Annotated in this window: 14 protein-coding genes and 1 pseudogene; 5 read left to right on the top strand and 10 right to left on the bottom strand. The window is 70.3% G+C overall.

Translation table 11 applies throughout. The features are described 5' to 3' along the window. Window positions 1-3: 3 nt before the first annotated feature. Window positions 4-1,218, bottom strand: a complete 1,215-nt coding sequence (locus ACH4D3_RS13750) for an FAD-dependent monooxygenase (protein WP_398321133.1) — start codon at window positions 1,216-1,218, stop codon at window positions 4-6. 609 nt (window positions 1,219-1,827) lie between these two features. Here ACH4D3_RS13750 and ACH4D3_RS13745 point away from each other — a divergent pair. Beyond that, window positions 1,828-2,466: a TetR/AcrR family transcriptional regulator C-terminal domain-containing protein gene (locus ACH4D3_RS13745; protein ID WP_398320953.1), complete on the top strand. Its 639-nt coding sequence runs from the start codon at window positions 1,828-1,830 to the stop codon at window positions 2,464-2,466. Window positions 2,467-2,775: 309 nt separating this feature from the next. Here the strand turns inward: ACH4D3_RS13745 and ACH4D3_RS13740 are convergent, their stop codons facing one another. From ACH4D3_RS13740 to ACH4D3_RS13730, 3 genes are all read right to left on the bottom strand, one after another. Continuing rightward, entirely contained in the window at window positions 2,776-3,810 is a 1,035-nt protein-coding gene (locus tag ACH4D3_RS13740; RefSeq protein WP_398320950.1) for an alpha/beta fold hydrolase, read from the bottom strand. Between the two features lie 502 nt (window positions 3,811-4,312). Further along, on the bottom strand, window positions 4,313-5,836 hold the full coding sequence (locus ACH4D3_RS13735) for an FAD-dependent oxidoreductase (protein ID WP_398320947.1): 1,524 nt from the start codon (window positions 5,834-5,836) through the stop codon (window positions 4,313-4,315). A 47-nt stretch (window positions 5,837-5,883) separates the two neighbouring features. Beyond that, window positions 5,884-6,576, bottom strand: a complete 693-nt coding sequence (locus tag ACH4D3_RS13730; RefSeq protein ID WP_398320944.1) for a TetR/AcrR family transcriptional regulator — start codon at window positions 6,574-6,576, stop codon at window positions 5,884-5,886. Window positions 6,577-7,032: 456 nt separating this feature from the next. Between ACH4D3_RS13730 and ACH4D3_RS13725 the strand changes: the two genes are divergently transcribed. Then, on the top strand, window positions 7,033-7,236 hold the full coding sequence (locus ACH4D3_RS13725; protein ID WP_398320941.1) for a CDP-glycerol glycerophosphotransferase family protein: 204 nt from the start codon (window positions 7,033-7,035) through the stop codon (window positions 7,234-7,236). A 126-nt stretch (window positions 7,237-7,362) separates the two neighbouring features. Here the strand turns inward: ACH4D3_RS13725 and ACH4D3_RS13720 are convergent, their stop codons facing one another. Further along, window positions 7,363-8,178 carry a hypothetical protein gene (locus ACH4D3_RS13720; protein WP_398320938.1) on the bottom strand — a complete coding sequence of 272 codons (816 nt, stop codon included), beginning with the start codon at window positions 8,176-8,178 and terminating at the stop codon, window positions 7,363-7,365. A 122-nt stretch (window positions 8,179-8,300) separates the two neighbouring features. Then, complete coding sequence (locus ACH4D3_RS13715; RefSeq protein WP_398320935.1) at window positions 8,301-9,257, bottom strand: DUF2637 domain-containing protein; 957 nt, start codon at window positions 9,255-9,257, stop codon at window positions 8,301-8,303. 341 nt (window positions 9,258-9,598) lie between these two features. Between ACH4D3_RS13715 and ACH4D3_RS13710 the strand changes: the two genes are divergently transcribed. Both ACH4D3_RS13710 and ACH4D3_RS13705 read left to right on the top strand, forming a co-directional pair. Next, window positions 9,599-10,534 (top strand): helix-turn-helix domain-containing protein, encoded by a 936-nt coding sequence (locus tag ACH4D3_RS13710; protein WP_398320932.1) that lies wholly within the window; start codon window positions 9,599-9,601, stop codon window positions 10,532-10,534. Window positions 10,535-10,683: 149 nt separating this feature from the next. After that, complete coding sequence (locus ACH4D3_RS13705) at window positions 10,684-11,778, top strand: hypothetical protein (protein ID WP_398320929.1); 1,095 nt, start codon at window positions 10,684-10,686, stop codon at window positions 11,776-11,778. A gap of 35 nt (window positions 11,779-11,813) precedes the next feature. On the opposite strand, the gene ACH4D3_RS13700 is transcribed toward ACH4D3_RS13705, so the two are convergent. Further along, the gene (locus ACH4D3_RS13700; RefSeq protein ID WP_398321130.1) at window positions 11,814-12,257 is read right to left on the bottom strand and encodes a LysR substrate-binding domain-containing protein; all 444 of its coding nucleotides are present in this window, start codon (window positions 12,255-12,257) and stop codon (window positions 11,814-11,816) included. A gap of 130 nt (window positions 12,258-12,387) precedes the next feature. Here ACH4D3_RS13700 and ACH4D3_RS13695 point away from each other — a divergent pair. Then, a pseudogene (locus tag ACH4D3_RS13695) lies at window positions 12,388-12,968 on the top strand (SDR family oxidoreductase); the annotation flags it as partial. A 38-nt stretch (window positions 12,969-13,006) separates the two neighbouring features. Here ACH4D3_RS13695 and ACH4D3_RS13690 read toward each other — a convergent pair. The 3 genes from ACH4D3_RS13690 to ACH4D3_RS13680 all read right to left on the bottom strand — a co-directional run bounded on the left by ACH4D3_RS13690 (window position 13,007) and on the right by ACH4D3_RS13680 (window position 17,683). Next, window positions 13,007-15,286, bottom strand: coding sequence for an MMPL family transporter (locus ACH4D3_RS13690; RefSeq protein ID WP_398320926.1), 2,280 nt, complete (start codon window positions 15,284-15,286; stop codon window positions 13,007-13,009). Window positions 15,287-15,467: 181 nt separating this feature from the next. Beyond that, window positions 15,468-16,982 (bottom strand): ATP-binding protein, encoded by a 1,515-nt coding sequence (locus ACH4D3_RS13685; protein ID WP_398320923.1) that lies wholly within the window; start codon window positions 16,980-16,982, stop codon window positions 15,468-15,470. Beyond that, window positions 16,979-17,683 carry a response regulator transcription factor gene (locus tag ACH4D3_RS13680; RefSeq protein WP_398320920.1) on the bottom strand — a complete coding sequence of 235 codons (705 nt, stop codon included), beginning with the start codon at window positions 17,681-17,683 and terminating at the stop codon, window positions 16,979-16,981. Before ACH4D3_RS13680 ends, ACH4D3_RS13685 begins: the two co-directional genes overlap by 4 nt. Window positions 17,684-17,715: the final 32 nt, after the last annotated feature.

Below are 17,715 nucleotides of genomic sequence, written 5' to 3'. Positions count from 1 at the left end.
CCATCACCTCGCCGTGCCGGACGGGACAGCGGCCGACGCGGTGAACTCCGCAGCCAACCGGCGGTGGACGATCCTGCGGATCAGCTCGAGAGCGCACGAGACCAGCACTTGGACCGGGCGGCTGGACGGTACGAACCGTTGTTGCTTGATCCGTGCGGAGCGCCGCTGCCTGGTGATGTAGGGACGCAGGCCGGTCTCCCAGGCGTCCAGGGCGGCGGCGAGGTCGTCGGGGTGCTCCTGCAGGGCCGCGCCCAGTGCGGCGCCACCGCGCAACGAGGACGAGGAGCCCATGGCCGAGTAGGTGTTCATGCACCAGGCCGCGTCGCCCACCAGCACGACCCGCCCCGTACTCCACCGGTCCATCCTCACCTGGTGGATCGAATCGAACACGTGGTCAGGGGCCTGCTCCAGAGAGTCCAGAACGTGGCGCACCACGGGGTCGTCGTCCATCCCGGAAAAGGCCGCGCGTACCTGCTCGACCGACGGCCCGGCGAACCGGTCCGGGATGTCCTCGGTGCGGTAGGTCAGCCAGGCGCAGGGCGCGTGGTCGGCGAGTCCGAACACCCACATGGCGCGCTTGGGGCGCGAGACGATGATGCTGTCGCTCGCCTCGTAGGTGGGCACCTGCTCCTTCAGCTGGAACGCGCAAATCATCGCCTTCCAGTTCGCCAGGTAGTTCTCGTCCGGACCGAACACCATCCGGCGCACGCTCGAGCGCATCCCGTCCGCGCCGACCACGAGATCGAAGTCCTCACGGTACTGCTTTCCGGTGCCGGCATCCTCGAGCAGGACCCGCACCCCGCAGGCGTCCTCGGTGATCTCGACCGGAGTGGTCGCGAACCGCACCTCGACGGCGTCCTGGGTCCCGTCGCCGTTGATGCCCTGCCACAACGCGGCCTCGATGTCGCTGCGCAGCACCGCTGCCAGACCGCTGGGCGCGTCCAGCAATCCCAGAGCCGGCTTCCGCCTGCCCCGGCAATCCACCGACCACGAGTTCCCGCCCGGTCGCCATTGCGGGTTGCGGGTGTGCAGGTGGTCGGCGATCCCCAGGTCGGCCGCGGCCCGCACACCCTCCGGGAACATGAAGATGAAGTAGCCCCCGGTACGGCGCTCGGGTGCCCGTTCGACGATCACCGGCGTCCAACCGGCCCGGCGCAGCCCGATGGCCGCGGACATCCCCGCGATCCCGAGCCCCACCACTAATGCCCTCTTCTGCATGGCTTTCCTTTCTCCGATCACGTCTGATGGATGGATGGTTCGATCCGGCACGACGACGGCGCGGCTGCGGCCCGTGTGTGCCCATGCCTCACCGACCCGGCTCAGAGGGAACGCGGTGTAGGGCGGCTGCAGGAATCCGTCGGCGAAGCGGGCCATGACCTCGGGTGCCTCGGCGAGCATCTCCCCGGCTGACCGCGATCCGACGCCGCTCCCGGCGATCCGGATTCGATTCACCGGCCGCGCAGCAAGGTCCGCGGGCAGCGACGCCTCCAGGCCGGCGGACGAGCCGATCTGGACGTAGTCCGTGTTCGCCCCGGTGCCCTCGCCGCTGCGACCCGGTTCGGCGAAGGAGGCCTCGGTGACGGGCCCCACAGGCAGTCCAGCGCGAGACCGGGCGACGTCTCGGACACCGCATCGGCCAGAGCCCGCTCCAGAGCGTCGGACCCGACCTGGGCCAGCGACAGGGTCGTCACGCCCTCGCGGCGCAGCCGCCAAGCGCCTCCGGATCGCCCACGGCGCCAATGACTCGCTCCAGCACGCACCACGGCCTCTCCTTAACTAAGTTCAGTGCCGTGGCCAGCATTCCTGAACGCTGTTAAGGTGTCAACCATGACCAAGGGCATCACCCGGGAGCAGATCGTCACGGCGGCGCTCGAACTCCTTGACGACCAGGGCATGGACGCCCTCACCGTCCGTGCACTCGCCTCCCGACTCGACGTCCGCCCCTCCGCGCTCTACTGGCATGTGCGCAACAAGCAGGAGTTGCTCGACGAGATGGCCACCGAGGTCATGCGCCGGGTGGCCGACGCCCTCGCCGCGGTCCCGCCGGGTGACGGATGGCGCGACGACCTCGCCGCCTACGGCCGCGTGCTGCGCTCGGAGTACCTGCTCCACCGCGACGGGGCCCGCATCTTCAGTGGCACCCGGATCACCGACCCGGACGTAGTCCGCATGAAGGAGCCGTTGTTCGAACGCTGGACCGCGTCCGGCTGGAAGCCCGCCGACGCGGACGACGCCATCGACCTGGTCACCGCGTTCGCCGTCGGCTTCGTCATTGAGGAGCAGGAGAGGCGCCAGGCCGCCGGGGCCGATCCGTCGCGCTACTCGATCGACCAGCGCGACGCCTGGCTCGGCGAAGGCGCGTCACTGGTCAAGGAGGCCGGGCGCCTCCTCGACGACGGCGACCAGCGGTTCGAACGGCACCTGGGTATGGTTCTCGACGGGATCGCCGCCCGGCTCGACACGTGACTCCCCCGCGCCTGCGCACGGGCACCGTCGCGAGCACCGCGGCCGCAGCCGGTCGTGCAGTTCCGCTGCCAGCCCCGCATCCCGCCAGCGGGTGAAAGAAGGCGTACACCCGCGGCCAGGGCGGGAAGTCCGGGGGCATCGTCCGAGCCGTACCGGGGTCGGCACCCTGGCCCGGCTGCGCTTGTGGACCCGGAGGCAAGGCGGCCGCACCCAGGAGTTGACCAACTGGGCCGGGCAACGGTGACCACTCGACATCCGCGAGCTACCAAGAGGCCCCGCCGACCACCCGAGCGGATAGAGAACAGCCAGTCAGCTTGTGGTTTCGATCCAGTTCAGGATCTGGTTGTTCGTCTCCGGTGCGTTCTTGTGCAGTTGTACGTTGTGGCCGCTGTTGGGCACGACGATCGATGTGAGGCCGGCCTGGTCGGAGTAGTAGGGCCGTTCGTTGGCCAGCATCGTCTCGGAGGTGCAGGTGCCGACGGTGCAGTACTGGTCCTTGTCGCCGGTGACCAGGAGGGTGGGCACTTTGATGGTGCGGGAGGGGGACTTGGCGGGGGAAAGGGGTGTGGTCTCGGAGTCTGCGGCGGTACTGACGTCCTTGAGGCGTTCGTCGGCTTTGATGACGGCCGGGTCGGTGTGGTCGGTGTCGTAGAAGAACTGACGCATGCCGGCGTTTGTGGTCAGGTAACCGGAGTCGTTGATCGTGCCGCGGAACTTGGAGTCGTCCTTCGCTTTGATCTCGAATTGGATGTCCTGGCCGGGGCCGTTGTCGGAGGGCTCTTCCTTGCGGACGACGTGGCTCATGCCGGTGAGCACGAAGGCGTCCACGTCATGGGGGTGCTTTGCGGCCTGGGCCCAGGCCATGGACGAGCCCAGCGAGTGGCCGACCCAGACGACCTTGTCGAACGTGCGGTCCTTGATCTGGCCGTCCCGCAGCTGGGTGATGACCTGGTGGAGGGTGTCGGTGCCGGTGTCGAGGGTGTACTGGGAGCTGGGCGGCAGCGTGCTCTTGCCGGTGGCGAGGCGGTCGATATTGAAGGTGGAGAAGCCCGCGTCGAGTGCCGAGGAGACGTAGGAGTAGCGACCGTTGGCGACCGGCATGTCGTAGTAGCTGTGGTTGTAGGTGGAGCCGGGGACCAGTAGCTGAACGGTCTTGCTGGTCGTGCTCTGGTGGCGTGGCTGGCACAGCTCCCCGTAGATATGGGCGTTGCCCATCTTCTTCATCGACACCGGGACCTGTACTTCGTAGCAGGCCGCGTCGGGGTGCAGCTTCTGCACGCTGCTGAGGGGGGTGTTCGCGGTGCCCGTCTTCGCGGATGTCGCTGGCTCGTCTTGCGCGCTCATGATCACCGGTATGGCGATCCCTGCTGCCGCCACGGTCGTAAGCACGGCGGTGAAGGCTTTCGTCTTCGTCGAGAAGGTACGACGGCGTCCGGTCATGTTTTCCTCTCCAGTAATGGGGCCGTGAAGGGCTTGAGGGGACGTCCGGCATGAAGGCGGAATGGCGTATGGCACGGGCCGTGCGAGAGCCCAAGACGGCGACGAGCTCCGTGCAGGCGAGGGACATGCCGCCGCGTTCTGCGCGGGTGCCGTGAGGAGGCCGGTGGTGACAGCGGATACCGTCACCGGCTGGGTCCGGCCTGACTGGGCAGTCAACCGTCTTCACGGGATGCCCGGCGAGCCGGACCGGCAAGTTCCTGCGGTTCAAGGCCAAGCCGGGCAAGCAAGGGAGATGAACTGATCGTCCTGTGCGCCAAGCTGAGCGACGAGTCCATCGCCACCGACACCCTGTGAGCCACCACTGCCCGGCCCGCCGGCCCCTGTCGGTGATGGGCAGAGGCCGGGTTCAGTGCTGGACGGGGGTGAACCAGCGTGTGGCGGCCTGCTGGAAGGAGCTCGGGTCACGGTCTTGTGCTGCGGTCCAGGCCACGACGCCGTCCGGACGTACGAGCACCGCTGTGAAGCCGAGGGCGTTGCGTGCCGAGCCGGACCGGTACACGATCTGGTCCTGGTGGCTTTTGGTCGCAGACCGCAGCGTGTCGTCGGCACCGAAGTCGAGCAGGACGCCCCGGCCGTGGCGCAGCAGGTCGCCGAGGCTGGTGCCGTCCTCGAAGGAAAAGTCGGGGGCAGTGCTGCCGACGAGTGGGTGGGCATCGCCCAGGTCGTAGCGGTTGAACAGGCCGGCCGTGCGCCGGTAGGCGAGTGTCGTGCCGTCGGTGGTGCTCAGCAGCTCGTGGACCAGCTTGCGCAGCGCGGGTGCGTCGGGACCCGGCTTCATGGTCGCCACCTGGGCACGCGACCAGTCGAGGACCGCGGCGCCCACGGGGTGGCGTTCGCTCGTGTAGGTGTCGAGCAGACCCTCGGGTGCGGTGCCGCGCGCGGTCGCCGCGAGCTTCCAGCCGAGGTTCATGGCATCGCCAATGCCCAGGTTCAGGCCCTGGCCGCCGAGTGGTGAGTGGATGTGCGCGGCGTCTCCGGCCAGTAGGACGCGGCCGTTGCGGTAGGTCGTGGTCTGCATGGCGCGGTCGGTGAAGCTCGATGCCAGATGCACTTCGTTCAGCGTCACATCGATGCTCGTGATGCGGCGCAGGACCTCTTGGAGGTGCTCGCGGGTCAGCGGCTGCGACCGGTCGAAGGCACCGCCGTCGAAGTCCATCATGCCTATGTGACCGGGGAAGGGTGTGCGCAGGTACATGCCGTCGTCCGTCAGGTGGAAGCCGAGAGACAGCTGGTCGGGGTCGGCGAAGGCGACCTGGGCGGCGTAGCCGGTGCACAGCGGGTCCGTGCCGACGAAGTCGAAGCCGGCCAGGCCGCGCACCGTGCTGCGCCCGCCATCACAGCCCACCAGGTAGCGGGCCTCATACTCCTGGCCGCCGGCGGCGACCGTGACGTGGTCGGCGCGCTGCGCCAAGGCGGTGACGGCCGTGCCGCGCACTATCTGAACACCCAGCTCGGCTGCGCGATCGGCCAGGACCGAGGTGACGGCCTCCAGGCAGGTCATGAAGCCTTCCATCGCCGGGCTGGGCAGCCGCCACGGGAGCGAGGCCACGTCGATGTCGGCCGCGTCCAGGCCCATGCCGGCGAAGTGACTCACGTCGCGAGGGTCCGGCGCTTCTGCCAGGTCGGGGGCGGCGCCTACCTTGGCCGGATCGGCGTACGAGGCGCTGAGTACGGCATCGAGCAGACCGCGGCGGTAGAACGTCTCGGCCGATCCCGCGCTCAGGCCTCGCAGGCCCAGAGGGAGTGCTTTCCATACCGAGGTGGCTTCTTCTTCCCGCTCCAGGACCAGGACGGAGGCGCCGCCCAGGGCCAACTCGGTGGCCAGGAACAGGCCAACCGGACCGCCGCCCGCAATCACTACGTCGTGCATAAGGGATTCCTTTCTGAAACACAAGGGAAAGGGCCGACCAGGGCGGGTCAGCCGAGCCGGGTGAGGCCGTCGACAATCACGGCGATACCGGTGAGGAACTGCTCGCGGTCGTCGTGAGTGTGCAGCTGGGAGATGACGGCGTGCATGAACGGGTAGTCCTCGGCGTCGAGGTCCTGCCAGGCCGCCTCGGTCGCATCGAGGAACGCGTCGCGGTCGTACGACCCGTCCGGCGCGTCGCCCTCCATCCGGGTGTTCTGGCTGACGGCGCCGAGGATGTAGTGCACCAGCGTCGACGCCGCGTCGAACCAGGAAGCCCGCGGCACACCCAGCGCGCCGACCTGACGGCCGATCCGCTCGAAGATGCCGACCGTCACCGTCCCGAACGGCTTGCGGACCACCTGCCGGGTCAGCCGGGTCGCCAGCCACGGGTGCTCGGCGATCGCGTCGAACAGCGCCAGCGCCACGGTGCGGATTTCATCCTGGGGCTGGGATGAAACCGCCACGGAGTCGGCGGCCAGAGCAGCGGTGACAAGTGTCTCGGTCGCTGCGTCCAGCAGATCGTCGCGACTGCCCACCCGGTAGTAGATCGCTCCCGAGCCGGTGGACAGACGCTCGGTCAGCGCCCGCGTCGTCATGGCGGCCTCACCGCCCGCATCGAGCAACTCGATCGCCGTCTCGATGATCCGCTCACGGGAGAGCACCTGGTTACGCCGCTCTGAGCGGGGACTTCTCGTTGCCATGCCTCCACCTTGACACATTTGGAGCGACGCACCAAATTAGTGCGGTGATCCAAAAAGGGAGGACTGGTCAAGAGGGGACCATGACGAACGTGAAGGGCGCGACGGTGCGGTCCGACATAGACGAGTAGGTCTGGTCCAGCGGGACGGTGACGTTCGTAGCGCGGATCGTGGCGAAGAAGGAGACGAAGCCGGCCCCGTCCGCCGGTTGCGCCCGAGCCGGCCGAAGCCGGCAAAGCGGCGTGACACCGTCCCGGCGTACGGAGGAGCTGACCGCTCTCGCCCGCGAACTGGGTGACGCCTACACACTGTTGGTACGCCACCACTGCTTGGAAGTGAGCGCGGGAATCCCGCCGGTGGACCAGGGTGCGCGCATCCTGGCACGTGTCGGGGCACCCGTCGGTCGAGGAGCTGTGTCTGGCCGCCGACCCGCGGACTGGGAGCGGTACCGCAGGGAGCGTGGCGTCTACTTCGACCTGCTCGCGGCTCCACCCGGTGTGGTCGCCACGACGGGTGCCCGAACTCGCGCACGCGATCAGCAGCGGCAGGACCGGGGAAGCCGAGGCGACCCGGCTGCGCCAGGCGTTCCGGGAGCGGTTCTGTCCGCACGACGACGGGCGGGCGTCCGAACGCGTCGTGCGCCGCGTGTTTCCGGCGGCCTGACGCGGCGCGGGGCGGGCGGCCCCGAGATCCTGCGCCACAAGGAGGTACCGGTACCCGAGGTCGGGCCGGGCCAGGTGCTCGCGCGCACACTCCGTGGGCATCGACTCCGTCTCCCTGTGCCGCGCCTCAGGGATGGGAACGGACGTCGCGGGGCGGCCCCTGGGTGGTGTCCGTCGTCCGCGCGTGGCGATCCGGGGGCTCGGGCCATGGGGAGCTGACGAGGACGAACGTGCAGACGAGGCCGCCCAGTACGGCCACCGCTCCCGCCACGGACCGGGTGAGCAGCCGCAGGCGACGCTCGCTCTCGGCCCGCACCGAGCCCGCCGTGGGCACCGTCGCGGTGGAGCCCTCGGCCACGAGGGTGCGGATCCGCAGGGGCAGAGCATCATGGTCGTCGGAGTCCGGGAAGCACTCTGCGAGGACCGTGCGGGCGCCCAGCAGTCTGCTCTCCGTGGCGGCGCACGAGGCTTCCAGCTCGGCCGCCGCCTGGGCAATGGTCAGTCCCAGACCGTCGCAGAGCAGCACGGTGCGCCGATGCCGGGCGCTCAGGTGCAGGAGGGCCCGGTGCATCGGGGAGGTCGGTGCGGGCTCTTCCCGTTCCACGAGTTCCCGGAACCGATGCCACGGGGACAGGGCGTACTCGTAGGCGTGGAAGCGCACCCAGCCCACCGGGTCCGAGTCGACCGCGACTTGCGGCCAGTACTCCCAGGCGTGGGAGAACGCATACTCGACCGCCTGGAAAGCACGTCCCCGTCGGCCGGTCAGCAGATGCGTCTGATGGAGCAGACCTGGAGCCGCGTGCACGTACAGCGCGTCGAAGGCGGACTCGGCCGTCGAGCCGTGGTGAAACGATTCCTTCGGTCGTGGAAGGGCGTATGCGGCGGCGAGAGGGACGGCCTGTCGATTTCTCGACACATCCACTGGGCGAAACGAAGAGAGCATGGGGAGATGTTGCCTCACAAGCGATGAATTTCCATAATTGCCCTTTTTCGCCCTCATTAGGGCAGACCATCTCCACGGCCGCGGTACCGGAACGCGGCCGTGGAGTGCGAGTGGTCCGGTGCTCAGCGGAGGGCGCCTCCGCGCGGCGCAGCGCCCCGGGGCTGTCCCTGCCTGGTGCGCGGACGGGACGCCGACGGCTTCCGTCCGTTTCCTCCTCTCGCGGCGCCCGCGCCGTCTCCCTCCGTCGGGCCCGGGGACCCGGCTCGTTCCTGCCGGTGCCGGGACACCGTCCGCCGGGGCGGCCGGCTCAGGGTGATCTGACGGACGACCTGCTGAAAGGAGATCAGCGAGGCCAGGCCGGGCAGGGCGGCCGCCGCCGAATCGCTGAGCGTCCTCGGTGCCTGCCAGGCACACAGGAACATCGCGATCGCCGAGAACAGCAGGACGACGGTCCACGAGTGCACGGCGCGACGCCGGTGCAGCGCCGCCCGCAGCACGGACAGCGAAGCCACCAGCCAGGGGCCGTAGACCAACAGTGGCCACCACGACACCACGCCGTGGGAGGCCGGTGAGGTCGCCGACAGCCGCAGCGGCTCGTAGGCGGCGAACCCCCCGAGCAGGCCCACGGCCAGGGCGACGACCGCCGCCAGCGCCGCGAGCACCACACTCGCGGTGCGTACGGCGCCGAGGGCCTGCCGACGGCGCGCCCTGCGTCCCGGACGGCGTCGCCGTCTCAGCCCCGGCAGCTCCGTCGTGCTCGCCTGCGGGTCGGCCCGTCCGGTCCCGGGCTCCCCGGCCCTTCCCGAAGCGTCGTCCTCACGGGAGGTGTCGGCGTACTGCTCCGGCGCGTCCTGGAGCATGAAGGCCAGTTCCTCGGCAGGGTCCCAGTCGGTGCCCGGCGGCACCAGGGGCTCGGCGAAGTCACCAGGCGTGCGCGGCCCGGTGGACATGTCCGGGGGACGGCCGAACTCGTCGGTGGGTGCCCGGTGCCTGCCGCCGCCGGCAGGCGGTTGCCACTCCTCCCCGCCGAGGGCGTACCAACTGTCGTACGTGTGGTGTGCGCCTTGTTCGCGATACATGAGGTGCTTGGTTACCGCGCCGCTCCCCCATCGGGGCGGCCGGGTGGTGACCCGTGTCCGCGTTCCTCCCCGTTCTCGGCATCCCGCTTTCCCCACAGCCGGAGAATCGCTTTCCCCGTCGTCTCACTCATGCCTGGAGTAACGCTTCTGCAGTGCACGGGATGTGTGGCAATCGGGTGAACGGAGTTCTCTGCCCTGTGCGGTTCCGCGTCAGTCGACGTTGACCAGAATCCTGCCGCCGGCGGGCGGGGCCTCGGCCACCTGCGCGCTCGGCTCGCGGCCTGGAGTCTGCTACTGGCAGGAGCAGGCTGGGCGGGACGCGATTGCCCATACTCGAGCGCATGGACGAGACAACGCACCACAAGTCCCTGCTGGGTGAGTTCCTGTCCACACGCCGGGCCCAGTTGAAGCCGGCGGACGTGGATCTGCCGGACTACGGCGACCGACGCCGGGTGCCGGGGCTGCGGCGCGAGGAGTTGGCCCAGCTGGCCGGTGTCAGCGTGGCCTACTACATCCGGCTGGAGCAGGGGCTGTCGTTCAACGCCTCGCCCCAGGTCCTGGACGCGCTGGCCACCGCTCTGCGGCTGGACGACGCGGAGCGGCACCATCTTCACACCTTGTCCGGCGAGCCCCGTCGGCGGCGGCGCCGTCGCCTCCCCGCCGAGCGGGTCGGCCCGGCGGTGCGCCAACTGGTCGACGCCTTCGGTGACTCACCCGTGGTCGTCGTCGGCCGGCGCTCGGACGTCCTGACGTGGAACCCCGCCGGGCACGCCTTGATCGCCGGGCATCTCGCGCCGGACAGCCCCGATCAGGCATCCACTCGGCCCAACACCGCCCGGCTGATCTTCCTGGACGCCCACACGCGGGACCTGTACGTGGACTGGCCGAGGAAGGCTCGGGACGTGGTGGGCAAGTTGCGGCAGGCCGTCGGGGAGTTCCCGGAGGACCCGCAGCTTGCCTCTCTGATCGGCGAGTTGACGATGCGCAGTCCGCAGTTCGCCGCGCTGTGGTCCCAGCACCGGGTGCGGGCCTGGGGTACGGCCGAGTATCGGATGCGCCATCCGGTGGTCGGGGAGCTGGAGGTGTTGCAGCACTCCCTCCCGGTTCCCCGGGAGCAGGGGATCCGACTGGTGGTGACGACGGCCGCGGCCGGCTCCGCCTCGCAGGCGGCGCTCCGGTTGCTCAACCAGAGCCTGCGGCCCACGGCCGAGGGTCCGAAGACGTCCCGCGCCGCTCCCGAACGAGTCACCCCGGTCACCACTCCCCCGCACTCCTGACCCGGCCGTCCGGCCACCGCGGTACCCCGTCGTCCGGTGCCGCGGCGCCTCATCGCGCCCGCTTCGGCGCCACCGGCTGACCCCGCGTCGCCTCCGCCCAATCCGTACATCCAATCCGTCCGCCCCAACTCATCCCAGGAACAAGGACTATGAACAAGAAGACGAAGCTGAGGATCGCCCTTGCGAGCGCGACGCTGGTTGTCGCCGCCGCCACCGGTACCGCGCTGGCCTCGGGCGGCTCCTCCTCCGGCTCGGACTCCGGCTCCGAGCGGCCCAGCACCGCGCAGAACAAGCAGGGCGGGCAGGACAAGCAGCAGACGCCCGCGGTCGTCAAGGCCGACGGTGCGAACCTCTTCCCGCACTCGCTGGACTTCGACGCACCGTCGGAGTCGTTCTACGTCGGCTCACTGAGGCACGGCACGGTCTCCGCCGTCGGCACGGACGGAAAGGTGCGCACCTTCATCGACGATCCGCAGATCGTGTCGGCGCAGGCCGTCAACATCGACCGCGAGCGGGGCCGGGTCCTGGTCAGCAACGTCGACTACGGCACCGCCGACCGCTCCCGCAAGGACGCCCCGTTCAAAGTCGCCGGTGTCGGCAGCTACGACCTGGAGACCGGGAAGCAGAACTGGTGCGTCGACCTGACCGCGCTCACCCTGGACGGCAAACAGCACCTGATCTCCGACGTGACGGTGGCGCCCGACGGCACCGCGTACGCCGTCGACGAGTTGACCCCGACCGTGTTCCGCATCGATCCCGAGGGCAACGCCTCGGTCTTCCTCCGGGACGACCTGCTCCAGGGCACCCTCGACATCCCCGACTTCCTGGACGACGTGGGGATGGCAGCGGTGGAGTACGTGGCGGGCGACCAGTTGATCATTGCGATGGCCGACGGCTCCCTGGTGCGGGTGCCGGTCCAGCGTCCGGAGGACGCACAGAAGGTGGGGCTGTCCACACCACTGGCCTCCCCCACCGCCGGCATGCGGCTCCTGGCCGACGGCTCGATCACGGCCGTCAGCAGCGGCCTGCTGACCGGCAAGCCCGCCCAGATCCAGCACGTGACCCCCGCAGACGGCTGGAGGACGGCGACCGTGAGGGTCACCGACACCGTCATGGACCCCGTCACCAGCGACGTGACCGAGGGACCGGGCAGGACGACGTACGCGCTCAGCGGCGGGCTGGCAGACCTCCTCGCGGGCAAGCCCAACGACGGGTTCACCCTGACGCCCGTCAGGACCGGCTGAGGCGGGGTTGAAGCAGTACGTCCGTACCGGCCAGGTCAGTCTTCGCGCACGAGGAACCTCTTCGCGGACTCACGGAAGTGGGCGACGAACGGGTTGGCGTCCGCGAGGCGCGTCGCGACCACCACCTGGCAGGGTTCGACTCCCTCGACGGGGACGGTGGCGAGGTCGTCGCGGAGTGTGGCGCGCCGGTCGTCGGCCGACACGAGGACGGCGGCCCGGCCGTCGGCGACGACTTCGAGCTTGTCCTCGAAGGTGTCGACGAGCATGGGACCGAGCGGAGCCGGGCTGCCGTCCGGACGCGGGTCGAGCCGCCAGAACCCGGTCCACAGCGCCGCCATACCGGCGCAGGCCACGAGGGGCTCGTCGGCGAAGCCGCCCGGGGTGACCGACCCCTTCCCGGCGAGGCGGTGGGTCGTGGTCACGAGCAGAGTCCGGGGTTCGTCGTACAGGACGGTCACATCCAGGCCGTCGTCCGCGATCGGCAGCGGTGCGCGGACGACGAGCGCGTCGATCCGGCCCTCGGGCAGGGCGCCGGCTTCGTCCCAGTCCAGGTGACGGGTGCGGACCGGGCGGTGCTCGGCGCACGCGCCGCCGCCCCGCCGCGTACCGGTCGCGGTCCGCAGCGACGCCGCTTCGCTGCCCACATCGACACGCTGGCCGACCGGGTGAAGTCCGAGTTCGGCACGGTCGACGTCTTGTTCGCCAACGCCGGCGTCAACGGGTTCGCGCCGTTCGAGGCGACCGGCGAAGAGCTCTTTGACCAACTGCTGACCATCAACGCCAAGGGCCCCTACTTCACGGTGCAGAAGCTCGCTCCGCTCCTGGCGGAGGGCAGCGGCGTCGTACTCACCACCTCCGTGGCGAACGTGCTGGGACTTCCCATGCTCAGCGCGTACGCGGCCGGCAAGGCCGCGGTGCGCTCCATGCCCCGCAGCCTGGCCCGGGAGCTGCTCCCGCGCAAGATCCGCGTCAACGCGGACAGCCCTGGCCCGATCGACTCCGGAATCCTGGAGAAGTCGATGCCCCGGGAAGGGGCCGATCAGGCCAAGGCGTAGATGGGGGCCGACAACCCCATGCTCCGCATGGGCACGCCCCTCGAAGTCGCCAGGACGGTGCTGTTTCTCGCCTTCGAGGTCACCTACACCACCGGCGCCGAACTCGCCGTGGACGGCGGCGGCTCCCAGCTCTGACCGGGACGAGCGGCTCGGCCGGTGGGTGTGTCAGGCCGTCAGACCGTCACGGATTTCCGGCGGTCGTCGTCGCCGGACGCGTCGTTGGGGGCCGGCGCACGCCTCGTGAGTGCCTCGCCCTCGACGTCGACGCTTGGGAGCAGCCGGTCCAGCCGGCCCGGCAGCCACCAGGCGCGCTTTCCGAGCAGGGTCAGGACAGCGGGCACGAACGCCATCCGGACGACGAAGGCGTCGAAGAAGACGGCACTGGCCAGGCCGAAGCCGACCATCTTGACCATGGACTCGCCCCCCGTCATGAAGCCGCCGAACACCGCCATCATGATCAGTGCCGCCGCCCCGACGACCTGGGCGCTGTGCCGGAAGCCGGTGACGACGGCCTGGCCCGGCTGCTCGCCGTGGATGTGGGCCTCACGGATCCGGGAGACGAGGAACACCTGGTAGTCCATGGCGAGGCCGAAGACGATGCCGACCAGGAAGATGGGCATCGTGCTCATGATCGGGCCGGTCTCCTCGACACCGAAGAAGCCTGCCCCGTGCCCCTCCTGGAAGACCGTGACGATGGCGCCGAGGGCGGCGCCCACGGACAGCAGGAAACCTAGTGCGGCCTTGACGGGCACGAGGATCGAGCGGAAGACCACCATCAGGAGGAGGAAGGCGAGGCCGACGACGACCGCGAGGTAGGGGACCAGGGCGTCCTGCATCTTCTGGCCCACGTCGATGTTCAGCGCGGTGGTGCCGGTGACCTGGAACTCGGCGCCGGTGGCCGACTCGATCGCGGGACGCTCGTCACGGATGGTGCGCACCAGGTCCTGCGTCCGCTCGCTGGCGGGCCCGGTAGACGGGACCGCGGAGACGACCGCGGTGTCCTTCGCCTCGTTGAAGTGGGGCGGTGACACGGAGACGATTCCCTCGGTGTCGGCGAGACGGTCGGACACGCCGGTCACGGCCGCTGCCGGGTCGTCGGCGCCCTTGACGTCGACGACCACGGTCAGCGGACCGTTGAAGCCCGGTCCGAAGCCGTCGGCGAGAGCGTCGTAGGCGCGGCGCTCCGTGGTCGTGGTCGGCTTGGACTCGGCGCCCGGCATGCCCATCCGCAGGTTCAGCGACGGTACGGCGAGCGCGCCGAGGCCGACAACGGTCAGGAGCAGCACCGCCACCGGCCGTCGCGTCACAAACCGTGCCCAGCGCACACCCCATGGTGTCCTGGCCGTGCCGGCCGGGGTTGTCACCTTCCTGCTCCAGTTCCTGTTCCTGCCGAAGCGGCGCCCCGGACGCCTGCTGCGGGTGCGCCGGCGGCCCTCGCGGTCCCGGCGCGGGAGAACGGCGTCGGGCCAGAAGCCCAGCAGCGCCGGCACCGCGGTCAGGGCGATCAGGACGCCGACCAGGACGGTCCCGGCGGAGCCGACTCCCATCTTGGTGAGGGTGGGCACGCCGACCACGGAGAGGCCCAGCAGGGCGATGACGACGGTGAGCCCGGCGAAGACGACCGCGCTGCCGGCCGTGCCCACGGCCAGGGCGGCCGCCTCCTGCGCCTGGTGGCCCTTGGCCCGTTCCTCTCGGTAGCGGGAGACGACGAACAGGGAGTAGTCGATGCCGACGGCGAGGCCGAGCATCATCGCCAGTTCGCCGACCGTGGAGGAGAATCCGAGGGCGCTTCCCAGCGCTGTGATCGTGGCCAGGCTGATGCCCACGCCGAGAACCGCGGTGAGCAGCGGCAGACCGGCGGCGGCGAGCGAGCCGAAGGTGATGAGCAGCACCACCGCGGCCACGAGGATGCCGAGGACCTCGCCGATGCCCTGGGCCGGCTCGGTCTCCAGGGCGGAGCCGCCGACCTCCACGGTCAGGCCGGCGTCCCGGGCCCGCTTGACCGCCTCGGTCAGTGCCTCCTTGCTGGCTTCGGTGAGGTCGTCGGCCGTGGTCCTGTAGGTGATGGTGGCGTACGCCGTGGAGGCGTCCTCGCTGACCGCGCGGCCGTCGAACGGGCTGGTGGCCTCGGCGACCTGCGGCCCGTCGGCGACTTCGTCGACGAGGGTGTCGACGGCCGCCCGGTTGGCCGTCGACGTGACCTGTTGCCCGTCTTCGGCGACGAAGACGACACGGGCTTCCGCCCCGTCCGCCTCGGTACCGGGGAAGCGTTCGTCGAGCAGGTCGAACGCCTGCTGGGACTCGATCCCCGGCAGGGACGCAGAGTCCTCGGGTGCCTCCGAGGAGTTGACGGCGCCGAGGAACACGGCGGCCAGGACCGCCACCCACACCAGCACCACGGTGCGGCGCCTTCGGAAGGCCCAGTGGGCCACCCGATGCAGGAAAGTTGCCATGAAGGTACGTCTCCATTTCTGAGTGTCGGGAACACTCGGTCTCCCTCACGGGGCGTCTCACCCGGGGTCTCGGGGCGTCGACGGCCCAGGGCAGGGCATGCCGAGGTGTCCGCGAGACCGACGAGAGGGTCTTCGGTATGTGTTGGGGGGTGGTGTCGGGGTGGGGGGTGGTGGGGGGTCTTCAGCTACCGGTGTCGGTGTGCAGCGGCAGCAGGATGCGGAAGGTGGCTCCGTGGCCGGGGGCGGTGCGGACGTCCACACGGCCGTGGTGGGCGGTCACCAGGGAGTGGACGATGGCCAGGCCGAGTCCGGCTCCTCCGGTGTGTGTGCGGGTACGGGCCGTGTCCGCGCGGTAGAAGCGGTCGAAGACGTGGGTGGCCTGCTCGGCCGTCATTCCCGGACCCTCGTCGCTCAGCTCGAGGACCGCCCGGTCTCCCAGCGTCCCCACTCCGATGCGTACCGGTGTGCCGGGCGGTGTGTGGGCGATGGCGTTGCCGACGAGGTTGGAGGTCACCTGGCGCAGGCGCGACTCGTCGCCGAGTACCGGGGCGACACCGGGCGGGCCGCCGTCGGGGCCGGTGAGGGTGACGGGACGGTCGGGAGCCAGCGCCCGCAGGTCGTGCAGCGCGTCGGCGGCCAGTGAGCGCAGGTCCATCGGGGTCATCCGGAGCGGCAGGTGCGTGTCGGCGGTCGGTTCCTCGGCGAGCCGGGCGAGCAGCAGCAGATCCTCCACGATGCGCACGAGCCGGGCCGCCTCGTGCTCGATCCGGCTCATCGCGGAGTCGACGTCCTCGCGTCGCGGCATGCCGCCCATCCGGTAGAGCTCGGTGAAGCCCTTGATGCCGAACAGGGGGGTGCGCAGTTCGTGGCTGGCGTCCGCGATGAAGGTGCGCATGCGTTCGTTGGTGGCGGCGCGGGCGGCGTCGCCTGCCTCGATCCGGTCCAGCATGCCGTTGAGCGCCGCGGACAGCCGGCCGAGTTCGGTGCGGGTGGTGACCGGCCGGGGGACGCGGCGGGTGAGGTCGCCGCCCGCGATGGCCGCCGCGGTCGTCTCGATGCGCCGCAGCGGTCCGAGACCGGCCCGCAGCGCGAACCAGGCGACGACACCCAGCAGGACGAGAACGAGGGAGTCGATCACCAGCATCCACACGCCCAGATGCCGCATCGTCGAACTGACCTCCGCCAGCGAACCGGCCACGACCACGCTGCCGTTGGCGGCGGCCGGGCCGGTCACCGACGTCCCCGCGGGATGCAGCGGCATGGCGACCACACGCCACTCGCCGCCGTCCTCGGCCGGGACCGTGAAGGGGCGGCCGCCGCGGGCCGCGACGGCCTCGGAGTCGAGTGCGGAAAGCTCCGGGACACTCTCCGTGGCAAGGCGCAGCGTGCGCCCGGCCCGGCCCTCGGCGTCGAGGTACGCCACATAGACATCGCCGACCAGCTCGCGCTCCGCCGTGTCGGCCGCCACCGGGGGCGTCCCGTCCGGCACGTCGGCGGGAACCGGCAGCCGTGCGGCCGCGGTGGTGATGGTGCGCAGACGGTCGTCCAACTGCTGCGTCTGTTGCCGTTCCAGCAGGGTGACGAGCAGGGCGTTGCTCGTCAGCAGGGCGGCGACGACCAGCAGCAGGCTGATGGTGACGACCCGTCCGCGCAGCGACACCCGGCCGAGGGACCAGCGCGAGGCGGTGGCGGTCATGCGCGTGGCCTGCGCAGGACGTAGCCCGTGCCGCGCACGGTGTGGATCAGCTTCGGCTCCCGGGTGTCGATCTTGCGGCGCAGATAGCTGATGTAGGAGGCGACGATGGAGTCGTCGCCGTTGAAGTCGAAGTGCCACACCTGGTCCAGGAGCTGTTCCCTGGACAGGACCTGCCCGGCGTTCTCCATCAGCACCCGGAGCAGACTGAACTCGGTCGGGGACAGTTGCACCTGTTGGCCGTCCCGGGTCACCTGATGGCTGCCCGGATCGAGTTCCAGGTCGGCCACGACCAGGAGACCGTCCGTGCGGCGGCCGCTGGTGCGGCGCAGCACGGCCTGGATGCGCAGGACCAGTTCCTCGAGGTTGAAGGGCTTGGTGACGTAGTCGTCCCCGCCCGCCCGCAGGCCGCTGATGCGGTCCTCGGCGGCGTCCCGGGCGGTCAGGAAGAGGATCGGCGGGTGTGTGCCGTGGTGGCCGGCGGGATGTTCTCGCAGGCGGCGGGCCACCTCGAAGCCGTCGAAGTCGGGCAGCATCACGTCCAGGACGATCAGGTCGGGCCGCTCCTCGCGGACCGCGTCGACGGCCTGCGCGCCCGTTTCGGCCGGGATCACCTGGAAACCTGCCAGGTGCAGGCTGGCGGACAGCAGCTCACGCAGCGTGGGCTCGTCCTCCACCAGCAGCAGTCGTTGTCTCACCGTCATGGCACCCGTCCCCGGTCGGTGGCCTTCTGCCT

Origin of the sequence: Streptomyces sp. NPDC018026 (genome assembly GCF_044327745.1) — a bacterium.
Lineage (GTDB): Bacteria > Actinomycetota > Actinomycetes > Streptomycetales > Streptomycetaceae > Streptomyces > Streptomyces rubrogriseus.
Note: the sequence above shows the minus strand (reverse complement) of the source record. Positions and strands in the feature narration are given on the sequence as shown.

Bases quoted from the DNA above. Each gene is read 5' to 3' on its own strand.
- ACH4D3_RS13750 (WP_398321133.1), bottom strand. From the start codon at position 1,218: ATGCAGAAGAGGGCATTAGTGGTGGGGCTCGGGATCGCGGGGATGTCC.
- ACH4D3_RS13745 (WP_398320953.1), top strand. From the start codon at position 1,828: ATGACCAAGGGCATCACCCGGGAGCAGATCGTCACGGCGGCGCTCGAA.
- ACH4D3_RS13740 (WP_398320950.1), bottom strand. From the start codon at position 3,810: ATGAGCGCGCAAGACGAGCCAGCGACATCCGCGAAGACGGGCACCGCG.
- ACH4D3_RS13735 (WP_398320947.1), bottom strand. From the start codon at position 5,836: ATGCACGACGTAGTGATTGCGGGCGGCGGTCCGGTTGGCCTGTTCCTG.
- ACH4D3_RS13730 (WP_398320944.1), bottom strand. From the start codon at position 6,576: ATGGCAACGAGAAGTCCCCGCTCAGAGCGGCGTAACCAGGTGCTCTCC.
- ACH4D3_RS13720 (WP_398320938.1), bottom strand. From the start codon at position 8,178: ATGCTCTCTTCGTTTCGCCCAGTGGATGTGTCGAGAAATCGACAGGCC.
- ACH4D3_RS13715 (WP_398320935.1), bottom strand. From the start codon at position 9,257: ATGTATCGCGAACAAGGCGCACACCACACGTACGACAGTTGGTACGCC.
- ACH4D3_RS13710 (WP_398320932.1), top strand. From the start codon at position 9,599: ATGGACGAGACAACGCACCACAAGTCCCTGCTGGGTGAGTTCCTGTCC.
- ACH4D3_RS13705 (WP_398320929.1), top strand. From the start codon at position 10,684: ATGAACAAGAAGACGAAGCTGAGGATCGCCCTTGCGAGCGCGACGCTG.
- ACH4D3_RS13690 (WP_398320926.1), bottom strand. From the start codon at position 15,286: ATGGCAACTTTCCTGCATCGGGTGGCCCACTGGGCCTTCCGAAGGCGC.
- ACH4D3_RS13685 (WP_398320923.1), bottom strand. From the start codon at position 16,982: ATGACCGCCACCGCCTCGCGCTGGTCCCTCGGCCGGGTGTCGCTGCGC.
- ACH4D3_RS13680 (WP_398320920.1), bottom strand. From the start codon at position 17,683: ATGACGGTGAGACAACGACTGCTGCTGGTGGAGGACGAGCCCACGCTG.